Here is a 13968-nt window from a genome sequence, read left to right as displayed (position 1 = left end):
CTCATGAGTGCTCGGTTATATGCGGGCCAATTGGTTGTGCGGTAGATTTTGTGTGTAGGCTTCTTCATTTGAAAATTATATCGCTGAAAAACCCTTTACAGATAGGTTTGTGCAACAAAGCCCTTAGTTGAAAAAAATTTTAGATTTCATGCTCACACACCACCTAAAACAAAAAATATCTGATTGATTTTACAGGCTTTTAATTTAAGGTTTTATTCTACCCACTCGCAATATCAATGTTTAGTATCACGACTCACTAACTCATTAACTAAATATGGAGCAGTACGGCTATCTTGATTTTCTGTTATTTGTTTTGGTGTTCCTGCCACAACAATATTCCCACCAGCATTTCCAGCACCTGGTCCCACATCAATCACCCAATCTGCTTGTGCAACGGCACGCATATCATGCTCAATCATAACCACGGTATTACCCGCATCGACTAATCGCTGCAATTGAACTAACAATCGATCTACATCTGATGGATGCAAACCTGTAGTTGGCTCATCAAGTATATACAGTGTATTTCCACGCTGATTGCGTTGCAGCTCGGTCGCCAATTTAATACGTTGCGCTTCTCCACCAGATAGTTCAGTCGCTGGTTGCCCTAAACGTAAATAACCAAGGCCAATTTCCTTTAATAATTGTAGTGAACGAGCAATCGAGACCTCTCCATCAAAAAAATCACGTGCTTCATTGACGGTCATTCCTAATACTTCAGCAATATTACGTCCATTCCAGCGAATTTTCAGAGTGTCATCATTATATCGAGCACCATGACATGTCGGACAAGGGGCATATACACTTGGCATAAACAATAATTCTACACTGACAAAGCCTTCACCTTCACAAGTTTCACATCGCCCTTTAGCCACATTAAACGAAAAACGTCCAGCATCATAATGAGCTTGGCGAGCTTCAGGAGTCCCAGCAAATAACTTTCTAACATGATCAAATAAACCCGTATAAGTTGCCAGATTAGAACGTGGAGTACGGCCAATTGGTTTTTGATCAACCTGTACCAGACGCTGTATAGCCTCCACATCACCAGCCAGAGAACCCTGTGTAACCTCGGTAACCAACATTCCTTCATTTAAAGGATTATTTTCATTATTGTTTTCAGTTTCAGATTCATTGCCTAAATATGAAAGTACTAACTCGGGTAAAGCTTGAGAAACGAGACTAGATTTACCTGAACCTGAAATACCTGTAACTGCTGTAAGTACACCAAGAGGTATACGAGCATCAATATTATGCAGGTTATGTCGGTAAATATTGTTAAGTTCAAGCCAACCAGAGGGTGTACGTCCATAACTTTGAGTAACTGGGATTTTATTAAATAAATAACTTGCAGTACGTGAAGCTGAAATCTCACTTAAACCCTGAGGTACTCCACTATATAAAATATTACCACCTTGCTCTCCTGCATCTGGTCCAACATCCACTAACCATTGAGCACGACGCATGAGCTCTAAATCATGCTCTACAACAAATACGGAGTTTCCAGCGTCTCTTAATTTATCGAGAGAATCATATAATGACTGACTATCTGAAGGATGTAATCCAGCAGACGGTTCATCCAGTACATAAACTACACCAAATAGCATAGAACTTAATTGTGTTGCTAAACGCAAACGTTGTAACTCTCCCGCTGAAAGAGTCGGTGTGGCTCTATCTAATGTTAGATAACCAAGACCTAACTGGCGTAATTGATTTAAACGCCCCACCACACCATTTGCTAAACGCTGCGCAGCAATTTTCTTTTCATCTGAAAGTGCTGACGTACGTCTTACATCTGGAGATACAGAATGCACTGCTCTACCTGTTGTTGCTCGTTCAGATCTATCAAGTCGGGTTACTTTATTATTAGTCTTTTCTCCAGCATCATGAGCGTCGAAATTGCCTAGAACAATGGGCTCAAGCAGGCAAGTTAACTTATCCAAAGAAAGTTGCATAAACTCACCAATATCTACTCCAGCAAAGGTAATAGATAAGGCTTCTGGTTTAAGGCGTTTACCATGACAGGAAGGGCATATTTTTCCTTCCATAAAACGTGAAACACGTTTTTTCATCAACGTACTTTGGGTATTAGCAAAAGTATGAAGGACATAGCGACGAGCACCAGTGAAAGTGCCCATATAGCTGGGTTCTAGTTTACGTTTAAGTGCAGATTGAGTCTCAGCGGGGCTTAAACCAGCATAGACAGGAACTGTTGGGGTTTCTTCAGTAAATAAAATCCAGTCTCTATCCGATTGCGGTAAATCTTTCCATGGTCGATCAACATCATACCCTAGGGTTACTAGGATATCGCGTAAGTTTTGCCCGTGCCAAGCAGGTGGCCATGATGCGATAGCTCTCTCACGAATACTGAGTGTTGGGTCAGGAACCATTGTCGATTCTGTAACTTCATAAATGTGACCTAAACCATGACAGGTAGGACAAGCACCTTGAGGAGTGTTCGGTGAAAAGTCCTCGGCATATAACATTGGCTGATCGGCAGGATATGCACCAGCACGCGAATAAATCATTCGCACGAGACTTGATAAAGTTGTTACACTTCCAACAGAAGAACGGGTATTACTTACACCACGTTGTTGTTGCAATGCTACTGCTGGTGGTAGACCATCAATAGCATCAACATCTGGTACTCCGGCCTGATCTATTAAGCGTCTTGCATAAGGTGCAACAGATTCGAAATATCTTCTTTGTGCTTCAGCAAAAATAGTTCCAAAAGCAAGTGATGATTTTCCTGAACCCGATACACCTGAGAAAACAACAAGTGCATTTCTTGGGATAGAAACATCTACATCCTTAAGGTTATGCTCACGTGCACCTCGAACTTCAATACAATTATTAGATAAAGTAATGTTATTGTGTTCACCAAAAGAATGTATTTTCATGTTTCTACGAGCCTGTAAATTATTTTGTGTGAGTCTCATTTTTTATAAATGATCTTTTAATCGATCATCGAACTAAATCGTAAACCAATTCATTGCTAAACGCCAATTTTGAGTTGGCATGGTCCATTTTTTAGCAGCATTTGAAGTTGCTAAATAAATGACCTGAACCGTACCGGGTTTGTCGGAGACCAACTTTCCTGCGATGAGAAGCGCATCGCTTCGCAAGGGAACATCGAGCAAAACGAGATCTACATGATTTTCATCATGCTAAGCAAATCAAACGAATTTGGAAAGAAAGTTCGGGCCGGTATGGCGTTCGTAAAGTCTGGCAACAACTGCAACGAGAAGTTATGTTATTGCGCGCTATACAGTTCTCGATTGATGCAAAATCTTGAAATACAAGGTGTATGGCGTGGTAAGAATACAGATATGGTGCTTGATGCGCTGAGTTATGTGTCGTCTTTTGAGCTTGAAGCAATGTACGATTATAAGATTAACCCGTTAGGTCAGGTGGCCTAACTTAAATAAAAGTCTCCGACAAACCCGGTACGGTTCATTGCAGATCGGCAAGGGCATGCGGTGATTCCACCTAGAAAAAATGCGAAACCATGGAAAGATACAAAGAGTAGCTCGCTAGAGCGAAATGAATTACTTCGAACAGTTAAGCGTTTAGGCAGGACACTATGGAAAAAATGGTCAGGCTATCATCGGCGAAGTTTGGTTGAAACTAAGATGCATTGCATCAAATTATTAGGAGATAAAATCAGTGCAAGGAGTTTTGATAGCCAAGTGAATGAGATCCATGCACGTGTAGCAGTCCTTAACAGATTTACGGAATTAGGTCGACCACTTACCCAAGTTACGCCTTAAATTTGGCTCAATTAGGGGCGCTTTGCATTTCAAATCTTTGTGCAACAAAGCCGATCGAAATGATAAAGTCATAAATTGCTTTTCAAAAAAAAAGAAACTAATATGTTTCTTACAGAACCTAAAAGCAATAAATGCATCTACAATGAATAAGTCTTTACTTCAGCAAATCAAAAAAAGACGAACCCAATTGGGCTTAAAGCAAGTTGATATGCAATCCCGTACAGGCATTTCAAGACAGCAGTACCAAAAACTGGAAAGTCAGGGCAACCCTCGATTAGAGACCTTAGAAATTATAGCGGCAGGATTAAATGCTCAACTGATGCTCATCCCTGATGATAAGGTTCATTTGATCAGACAATTATTGAATGATGAAATTAAAGTCACTATTGAAGATCAGGATGACTTAATGACTAACCCATGGAAGGGTCTTCTCGGAGGAGAGGAACCATGAATACTGTTGCCGTCCTGAAATTAACATTACATCACGGTATCGTTGGATACTTGGCAGGATTTCAGAGCGGAAAAAATATTCTGGTTTTTACAGATTCTTTCCGCTCTGATCAGCAACGCCCGACCTTGAGCCTGCTGACTTCCCCCTTGTATCCTCAAGTGGATAAAATTTTAGAAAAGACCTATGTTACACATCAGCGTTTACATCCCTTGCTATCAAACTTGCTACCAGAAGGTGCATTACGCGAACTGATTGCACAAAGCCTCAAAGTACATATAGACAATGAATTTCAGTTATTGGCAGCTTTAGGTCATGATTTACCTGGAGCACTCATTGCGACTCCATTAGATCCAGAAGAAATTCCAGATGAAATAAAATTCAAACTGCAGATCTCTAATCCAGATCAGATCTTAAAGCAAGAGATTCGAACAGATAATAAGTTTTCCTTGGCCGGCGTCCAAATGAAGTTTTCCATGAAAGCCAAAGATGGGCGTTTTACACTAGTCCAGGCAACGGAATCGTCTCTACTCGGGGACTGGATTATCAAAACTCCTTCTTCCAGACATGCTTTTGTTCCGCTAAATGAATATTCTATGATGAGCCTTGCCAAAATGGTCGGAATAGATGTCCCTGAGATTCGCTTGGTGGATATGGCACTCTTACAAAACCTTCCACCATTAAATTTACCCCAAGAGCAATATGCTTTTGCAATCAAAAGATTTGATAGACAGAGTACTGCTGATACTACAGAGCTTATTCACATCGAAGACTTTGCTCAGATCTTCGGTGCATATCCACAGCAGAAATACAGCACCACAAATTATGAGCAGATAGGAAAGATCATTTATCAATTTTCAGATAACAAAATTCTTGATATTCAGCAATTTGCCAGCCGCTTACTTGTCAACATTTTGCTCGCCAATGGAGATGCACACTTAAAAAACTGGAGTATGATTTATCAGGACAAAAGAACACCAAGATTATCTCCCGCATACGATATATTGATGACTAGTGTATATATTGAAAATGAGCTTCATTTCGCATTGAATCTTGCCAAAAATAAAGATTGGTATTTAGCTGAGATGAAACACTTTGAACAATGGGCTGAAAAAGTCGGTGTTCCATGGCGTGTTATTGAAAAACAACTTCACGCCATTATGGACAAAGCACGGTCAGTATGGCCAGCGCTATTACTAGACTTACCTATGATTTCTGTTCATAAAGAAAAATTAAGAGAACATTGGAAAAAATTGCATCCAGACTTTCAGATACTTACAGATGATTAGAGGAAACCTGTAACCAAGCTAAAATTTCTCAAACAATTTCATCACATCATTTTCCGTCAGTTTCGCTTCTCCCTCATGATCTGTGCTTAGAATAGACTGTGCCAGTTCTGCTTTATTCTGCTGCAAGGCAATAATTTTTTCTTCTATGCTTTTATTGGTAATCAGCTTATACACAAATACCGGCTTGTCCTGTCCAATCCGCCATGCACGATCTGAAGCTTGATCTTCAGCAGCAGGGTTCCACCATGGATCATAGTGAATGACCGTATCTGCGGCAGTTAGATTCAGACCGACCCCTCCTGCTTTCAGACTGATTAAAAATACCGGCACTTGTCCAGACTGAAATGCTGTAATGACTTCATCTCGCTTTTTGGTCTTTCCAGTCAGCTTCACATAGCCAATTTCTGCGTGATAGAGCTGTTGTTCAATCAGTTCCAACATTGAGGTAAACTGAGAGAAAATAAGAATTTTTCGTCCCTCTTCCACCATTGGAACAACCATATCCATCAACTGTTCAAGTTTGGCAGAATACGCCTGCCCGGTTTTAACTGAATCCAGTTTCAGCAAGCTAGGATGACAACAGACCTGACGCAGCTTCAGCAAGGCATCTAAAATTTGGATTTGACTACGCTTAAAGCCTTTTTCTGCCACAATTTTCTGAATATTTGCCTGCATCGTGGCGCGAACAGCCTCATATAGCTTGGATTGCTGCTCATTCATGTCAATATTGACTTCAATCGTGGTTTTTTCAGGCAATTCCTTGGCAACGTCAGTTTTCAAGCGACGTAAAATAAAGGGTTTAATGCGGTTTACCAACTTTTGCCTTAACTGCTGATCGCCGCGTTTTTCAATAGGATAGCGGTACTTTTTATTAAAGATTTCTTGTGAATATAAAAATCCTGGCATTAGAAAATAAAATAGTGCCCACAGCTCACCCAAATGATTTTCCATAGGTGTACCAGTTAGACATAGACGATGTCGCGCTGTTAATTGCCGTACTACCTGTGCAGCTTTGGCACGCGGATTTTTAATATTCTGCGCTTCATCCAGAATGAGTTGATGATATTCATATTGCTTCAGTTGCTCTTCATCTCTCGCCAAGAGCGGGTAGGTGGTTAACACAATGTCATAGTGTGAAATCTGCTCAAAATACTGATGGCGGTCGGGGCCTTGTAGCAGCAGTACCTTGAGCTCAGGGGTAAATTTTTCCGCTTCTTTGAACCAGTTATGCATCAGCGATGTGGGTGCAACAATTAAGGCGGGTCTGTCCTGCAAATGACCAGCCTGCTTTTCCATGAGTAAGTGGGCTAAAGTTTGTGCTGTTTTACCCAAACCCATATCATCCGCCAGAATCCCGCCATGCTGGGTTTCCCTTAAAAACTGTAACCAGCCTAGGCCCTGCTGCTGGTATGGACGTAATTCCCCCTGAAAACCTTGTGGTGTCGGCAGTTGTTGCTGATAGCCTTGTTTGAATTTCTGCGCAAATTGCTGCAGGCGATTACTGACCTGCCACACCATCCCCAGATGATGCTGTAATTCTAATAGTTGACTCGCATCATAGCGATCTATGCTACGCTCTTCTTGCTGTAAAATGCTCTGCAGATGCAACAATACCGGCTTAATGTCCTTTGCGGATAAAGCCAAATCTGGTTGATCCGCTGCAGTTTTCAGGGTGAAAATTTGACTGTCATTCAGATGACCAAAAATCCGTGGATCAAGTAAATCAGGCTGTTCTTTCACCAAAGCCACAAGTGCATCGAGTAAATCATAGCTATTGCCTGCACTGTCCTGAACGGTCGCCCCGATATTGAACCAGTCTTGTTGGCTTTCAGATTCAGTGATGGAAATATTTAAATTTTCAACATATTGCAGCTTAAATGGGCTGTGTTCCAGATGCTCTATCTGCCATCCAATCAATTCAATTTGATTGATGGGCATCAGCTGTTTGATCCAGTCTCCATAGAACGCAAAAACCATAGAATCAAGACGTTGTTTATCCAGTTTTAATTGCTGGTAATAATTAAGATCTTTCACCCACTTCAGTGATTCGACCAATAGCTGTAAACGCTGGATTGACTGTTGTTCCTGAACTAAGTCCCGAAGCTGTCGCACCATTTTGCCATGCTGCTCACCAATAAAACTGTCACCTGATGTACCTGCTTTTATTCGTCCGCCTACATAGGAGAATTCAATTTCGGCACAAACAGACTCTTCCCATTTCCAATCAAATTTATCTAAAACACCGAAGCGTAAAATTGGCTGGGGACTTCCCTCAAGGACATCAATATGCTGAATAGACTCGGGCTGAGGCAGATTTTTCACGTCTGAATATTGATGAGTCAGTTTCTCAAACTCTGGCAAGAGCATAGATGGAAGATCAGGCATCTGTAAAAAATGGTACAGAAGATTTGCCGTATATTCACCATATAACTGGCCCACCGTGTTCTGTTGAATATCCACATAACATGGGGGATGGCTCGCGAGAATCTGAATATGTGGATTTGATTTCAAATCGAGTCGAATATCACCATTGACCAATTCAATGTTTAAATGCTCTGTCTGTTTGTTTACACCTTGTTGCCAGATCAGTTCGATGTGATAGCCTTGTTCTGACCATTGAAGTGCAGTATGGCTCTTTTTTTGCCAGTACACATCGCCACTTTGAATAAAAGATTTGAAATGTTCCAATAAAATTCTGGAGATATCAAGATTGCTTTGATAAAAGCGTTCGTCACTGTTTATTTTGGCATAATAATAAATCTGGTTAAATAATTGTCGTTTTTGTTCAGGTAAAGTCAGATGCTTTCTGGTGATATTTTCATATTGGGTATAATAACTTTCCCCCGCAATTGAGCCGTTTTTATTGCGTCTGGCCTTCTGAACATCAACTGTCAATTTCTTTAAGCTGACAGACTGATCTAGCAGGTAAATTAAATAATTGTTTGTTTTGACAGATTGCTCTGGTTCAGTCTGTTGTAAATACCGTTTAAAATCATTCAACCAGCGCTGCGCCTGATCATCCCCCCGTTGGCGTTTTGCGATTCCCTGCGAGGATTGAGATTCAGCATAACGCTGTTGAAATTCCTGACGATATTCTTGAAAGAATAATCGCGCTAAAGCAGCAGCATGTTTACAGTTATATCCAACCGGACAAGTGCAGTCGTCATCGATTAAACGGTCTTTTTTAAGATTATAGGTAATCGCGGTATCGTAATAATCTGTCCCTTCAATTTGAGCATACATCGTGACATCATCATTTTCTTCAAAGAACTCAATTGTTTCTCTATCAATGTGTTTAGCATAGCTCAGACTGCGCTGAAGAGTTGCAGTACTAAAGCGAGATAGAAAATTGATCAATGAGGACATAATTACCAGAAACCAAAAATGTTTATACAATTATAACGGACAAAGCTGTCATTTCAGAACAGTAGTGCTCGCCAACGTATCAAAAGGAAATAAATCCATGCTCAAAAACTTAATGTTTACTACAATGGATGGGGTGAATATTGGCTTTGGGGTACATTGGTCTCCTCAACCGCAATCACAGGTCGGCCATTAATCGCCTTTGAATACAGTGCAGAAGCGATCAGTAAAGGTTTAGAACTTTCCTGCACATCAAATGGATATCATGGGTGAGGCACTGAATATTCCTCGACAAGCTCTTGTGAAACTTGGTACTCAGGAAGCGGAACTTTGTGTCCAAGAAGTCGATGAAATTATTGGCTCGATTTGTAAGGTTGCAATCCGATTCAGCAATATCGCTCATGACCTATTACCTGGACAAATTCAAGCAGAGACTCTCCAACTGATCCAAAATAGGATTGAGCATAATATTCATTTATTGCACTAAATAGCCTTCACAAAGCTTCTATGAAGGGCTTACTCTAACCGTTGTTTTATCACGGCATAAGCTACACCAGTCACCACACTTCCAATCGCAATCGCCAATAAATATTTTAATGGATAATTCATCGCATTCGGAATGATCAGTACCATTACACCGCCATGAGGAGTGACTAGTTCACATTTAAATAATGCAACCAAAGCCCCAGTTACAGCACCACCTGCGATCGCGCATGGAAGCACTCGAATCGGGTCTTTGGCAGCAAACGGAATAGCCCCTTCCGAAATGAAACATAGGCCCAGAACTACAGCAGCCTTCCCTGCATCTTGCTCAGGTTTGGCAAATTTATGCTTTGCCAGAAAAGTTGCAATTGCCATACCCAATGGCGGTACCATACCCGCAGCCATGGTAATCGCCATCGGTCCGTATGTTTGTGACGTAAGTAAGCCCACCGTAAAGGCATAAGCCGCTTTATTTATTGGCCCCCCAACATCAATACACATCATACTCCCAAGGATAATCCCCATGATCATGGCATTGGTCGTCCCCATATTGGCAAGGAAGTGTGTGAGTAATTCAAACAATTGTGCAACAGGCTGTCCAACCACATAAATCATGATTAAACCAACAGCTAAACTCGCTAATAGTGGAATAATCAAAATTGGTTTTAATGCTTCTAGGCTACTTGGGAGTTTAAGCTGTTTCGATAAAAATAACGCAATATAACCTGCAATAAAACCTGCAACTAATCCACCGAGAAAGCCTGCCTCTAATTGTGTTGCAAGTAAACCGCCAATCAAACCTGGAGTTAAACCCGGACGATCCGCAATAGAATAAGCAATGTAACCTGCCAGCATAGGTACCATAAGAGTAAATGCTGCAGCACCTATTTGCTTTAAGGATGCGGCAAAGCTTCCTTCAACAGGGTTGAGGCCAAACATAAACGAGATGGCAATGATCAAACCGCCCGCCACCACCATCGGCAGCATGAAAGACACCCCTGTTAAAAGGTGTTTATAAATTCCAGTTTTTTCTTTGTTTTCATTTTCTGTCTTAGTGGCTGTTTGCTTACCCGTTTCAAGCACTTTGGCTTCAGCAATTGCATTTGCAAAAGTCTTATCCGTTTGCTTAAGAGCAAATCCTGTACTGCAGCGATATACACGTTTGCCTACAAAGCGATCTGTATTGACCTCAATATCCGTTGCTAAGATCACGACATCTGCTTTGGCAATACTTTCTGCCGATAAAACATTTTTAGCCCCAACCGATCCTTGGGTTTCAACATCAATCTGATAACCGTACTTTACTGCACCTTGTTGTAAGGCTTCGGCCGCCATAAACGTATGCGCAACACCAGTTGGACATGCTGTAATGGCGACAAACCGTGTAACCCCTACATTGGCTGCAATAGTTTCATCTAAAGCATCTGAATGCTCAAGAACTTGTTGCAAAAGCATGATCGCATCGTGTTGTGCGTTATTCAAACCAATGACTTTCACAACCTTGTCACGCAGTTGATCCGCTTCTGCCGACTTCTGTCCTACAAAAACAACCGTATCAATAACATTTGATAAATCGAGATGCTCGACTGATGTCGCCACATGATTGGAAATACCAAGTGCTGTCGCTGCTTTGGACAGTTTTTTGGACAAAATCACTGCATTAATCGGCTGCTCGGGACTATGTGGCACAAATAAAATATGTTTTATCTCTGGCATCGTATTAACTCAATGATTGGACTGAGATTTGCGATTTCAAATCTTCAATAACAGCAAAGTCTGGAAGGGCAAACCCAATTTGGGTCACAGCATTGCTCGCAATTGCGGTTGCTGTTTTCAATGTTTCTTCTGGGGAAGTTGAACTCAACAACCCATGAATCATACCTGCCAGCAAAGAATCTCCCGCACCCACAGTACTTTGGACGGTGACCTTCGGTGCAGTAGCATGCAGGGGGTGCGTGCGGTGAAGCCAGTTCACCCCGTTTTCACCCATCGAGACCACAATATGTTCGATCTGACTATTTAAACTGGCAAAAAGATGCTGCTGTTCTGCAAACGTTTCTGCTGGCAAATGGTAAGTTTCCGTCAACTCATCTGTATTAGGCTTAATCAACCAAGGATGGGCAGCAATTGCTGCTTTCAACGCAACACCACTGGTATCTACTGCGACTTTTTTACCCGCAGACTGTAACCATAAAATCAGTGTCGAAAGCTCTTCTGCAGAAAACCCTTGTGGCAAACTGCCAGCAATCACAATCACATCAACCTCTAAAATCAGTTGAGATAAACGTTCACATAGTTGTTGTTTTGCTGAGGTATCTACAAAAAAGCCCTTGCCATTGATGTCAGTCATCTGACCAGAAGCTTCTGCAACTTTAATGTTTTGTCGTGTTTCACCTGCAACATAAATAAATTGGTTATCAAATTGCTCTTGCTGGATATGATGGTCAAAAATTTGACGGTTTTCATGCCCCAAAAAGCCACTCACAATCAGTTCATGTCCCAAATCCTTAAGGACCTGTGCCACGTTTAAGCCTTTACCTGCTGCATGGCTTTGGGCCGTTAACTGACGATTGACCTCGCCAACTTTTAGTTGATCCAATTGCACGGTGAGGTCAATTGCAGGATTCAGAGTAATGCTTAATATCTTAGCCATTCGTAATTACTCCACCAATGCACGTACGGCAGACGCACTGTCACAACTTAAGGCTTGCTGTGCGACCTGTTTGCAATTTATATAGTTCAAACCACGAATTTGCGCCTTCACCAATGGAATACTGGTACTCGACATACTCAACTCATCCACGCCCAAGCCTATCAATACAGGCACAGCTTTTGGATCAGCAGCCAATTCACCACAAATGCCCACCCATTTACCATGCTGATGTGCTGCCCGAACAGTTTGATCAATCAATAGCAAAATACTCGGATGTAAGCCATCAGCTTCAGCAGACAACAGTGGATGACCACGGTCAATCGCCAGAGTATATTGAGTCAAGTCATTGGTTCCAATACTAAAAAAATCAACTTCTTGAGCAAGAATTGGAGCCAACAATGCTGCCGCAGGAACCTCAATCATAATACCGACTTGTAAGTTTTCACATGGATGCTGTATGCGAACCTCATCCAAAATTGCTTTTGCTGCTCGCCATTCTTCAACCCGCCCAATCATCGGAAACATAATTCTTAATGGGCGATTATCCGCTGCTTTAAGTAAAGCAACCAATTGCTGACGTAACAACTCTGGCTTACGTAAAGTCAGACGAATACCACGTAAGCCCAAGAATGGATTTTCTTCCTTTTCAATAGGCAAATACGGCAAAGGTTTGTCCCCGCCCACATCAAGTGTACGTACCACCAATGGACGACCTGCCAAAGCATCTAACACCACCCGATAATCGGCTTCCTGTGTAGCCTCATCAGGCGCACTGCTGTGTGACATAAAGACCAATTCTGTGCGTAGCAAACCAATTGCTTCTGCCCCATCGGCCACAGCCTGTATCGTAGCGCCCACTTTGCCAATATTGGCTGCGATTTCAACTTGATGTTGATCCAGTGTGATGGCAGGTTCTAAACAATGCTGTTCCGCTTGTTCTCGCAACTCACGCTGGCGTTGGCGCTCTGCAATGGCATGATCAATCTGATTTTGCTCGGGTGAGACCACATACTCCCCAGTATCCCCATTAATTAGCACGGTGGCATGGTTCTCAATATTTAAAACAGCTACACCTGCACCTACGACTGCTGGAATAGCCAGAGCACGTGCCACAATGGCGCTATGGGCACTCGCTCCACCAACCGCGGTCAAAATGCCTGCAACACGATCTTTATTCAGACGCGCTACATCACTCGGACCAACATCATGCATAATTAAAATATAAGGTTGCTCGGGTTCTGTGACATCGGCCACACCACACAAAGCAGCCAAAACACGCTCACCAATATCCCTTAAATCAGCCGCACGCTCTGCCAGTAAACGATCGCTAAGTGCAGCCTGTGCGGTAGCAGCTACTTCAATATGATCATGCCAAGCTGCAGCAGCAGACAACCCTTGTTTTAAACCGCGTTGTACACTTTGGAGGAGGTCTGGATCATCCAGCATTTCCAAATGTGCCATGAATATCTGTTTAATGGCAGTAGATTCAGTATGTGCAATGAATTGACGTAAGCTATTTTTCACCTGATGAAGCGCAATTTCAAGCTTTTCATTCTCAGCTTTAAAGCTCTGTCCGCGACGTTCATAACTAAATTCACGTGGCTTCACCACATGTGCAGGACCAAAAGCAAGGCCAGTTGATGCAGCAATACCGCAGCTACCCGTATCGCCATGTGATTCAAAAGGCATTAATTCCAAAGTATTTACGACTGGGTCACTACTGCTATGCTGATGAGATACAAGGTCAACAGCTTCAACCTCTTCTCCTAAGCCCTGTTGAACTGCATCAATAATCTGTTCTAAGCCTGCTACAGCATCGGTATCAGGTTGTGCAATAAAAGTCAGAGTTTGACCACGACGGCATCCCATGGCTAGGGCGTGTCCTCATTTGAAAAATTGGTTTTAAATACTTAAAATCCTCCTTTAAGCTCTTTTGATTTCTATATTTTTTCAATGGCACGT

General features: G+C 42.0%; 6 protein-coding genes and 4 pseudogenes. 5 read left to right on the top strand and 5 right to left on the bottom strand.

What is annotated here, in order from left to right:
• Positions 1-233: 233 nt before the first annotated feature.
• Positions 234-2900 (bottom strand): excinuclease ABC subunit UvrA, encoded by a 2667-nt coding sequence (locus tag NI468_RS15205; protein ID WP_100358294.1) that lies wholly within the window; start codon positions 2898-2900, stop codon positions 234-236.
• Between the two features lie 227 nt (positions 2901-3127).
• Here NI468_RS15205 and NI468_RS15200 point away from each other — a divergent pair.
• From NI468_RS15200 to NI468_RS15185, 4 genes and pseudogenes are all read left to right on the top strand, one after another.
• Positions 3128-3323, top strand: a pseudogene (locus NI468_RS15200) (IS3 family transposase); the annotation flags it as partial.
• A gap of 132 nt (positions 3324-3455) precedes the next feature.
• Positions 3456-3770 (top strand): annotated as a pseudogene (locus NI468_RS15195) (transposase); the annotation flags it as partial.
• A gap of 142 nt (positions 3771-3912) precedes the next feature.
• Positions 3913-4221, top strand: coding sequence for a helix-turn-helix transcriptional regulator (locus NI468_RS15190; protein ID WP_004282130.1), 309 nt, complete (start codon positions 3913-3915; stop codon positions 4219-4221).
• A complete protein-coding gene (locus NI468_RS15185) occupies positions 4218-5507 on the top strand; it encodes a type II toxin-antitoxin system HipA family toxin (RefSeq protein ID WP_004282132.1) in 1290 nt (429 codons plus the stop codon). The genes NI468_RS15190 and NI468_RS15185 overlap by 4 nt, the downstream gene beginning before the upstream one ends.
• 18 nt (positions 5508-5525) lie before the next feature.
• On the opposite strand, the gene NI468_RS15180 is transcribed toward NI468_RS15185, so the two are convergent.
• Positions 5526-8873 (bottom strand): DEAD/DEAH box helicase, encoded by a 3348-nt coding sequence (locus NI468_RS15180; protein ID WP_005093800.1) that lies wholly within the window; start codon positions 8871-8873, stop codon positions 5526-5528.
• Positions 8874-9120: 247 nt separating this feature from the next.
• Here NI468_RS15180 and NI468_RS15175 point away from each other — a divergent pair.
• Positions 9121-9357, top strand: a pseudogene (locus NI468_RS15175) (hypothetical protein); the annotation flags it as partial.
• A gap of 29 nt (positions 9358-9386) precedes the next feature.
• Here NI468_RS15175 and NI468_RS15170 read toward each other — a convergent pair.
• The 3 genes and pseudogenes from NI468_RS15170 to ptsP all read right to left on the bottom strand — a co-directional run.
• Positions 9387-11069 (bottom strand): fructose-specific PTS transporter subunit EIIC, encoded by a 1683-nt coding sequence (locus tag NI468_RS15170; RefSeq protein ID WP_004733119.1) that lies wholly within the window; start codon positions 11067-11069, stop codon positions 9387-9389.
• Positions 11070-11073: 4 nt separating this feature from the next.
• Positions 11074-12006, bottom strand: a complete 933-nt coding sequence (pfkB, locus tag NI468_RS15165; protein ID WP_004733120.1) for a 1-phosphofructokinase — start codon at positions 12004-12006, stop codon at positions 11074-11076.
• A 6-nt stretch (positions 12007-12012) separates the two neighbouring features.
• Positions 12013-13881 (bottom strand): annotated as a pseudogene (gene ptsP, locus NI468_RS15160) (phosphoenolpyruvate--protein phosphotransferase); the annotation flags it as partial.
• Positions 13882-13968: the final 87 nt, after the last annotated feature.

Source organism: Acinetobacter lwoffii, assembly GCF_024129355.1.
Lineage (GTDB): Bacteria > Pseudomonadota > Gammaproteobacteria > Pseudomonadales > Moraxellaceae > Acinetobacter > Acinetobacter lwoffii_I.
Note: the sequence above shows the minus strand (reverse complement) of the source record. Positions and strands in the feature narration are given on the sequence as shown.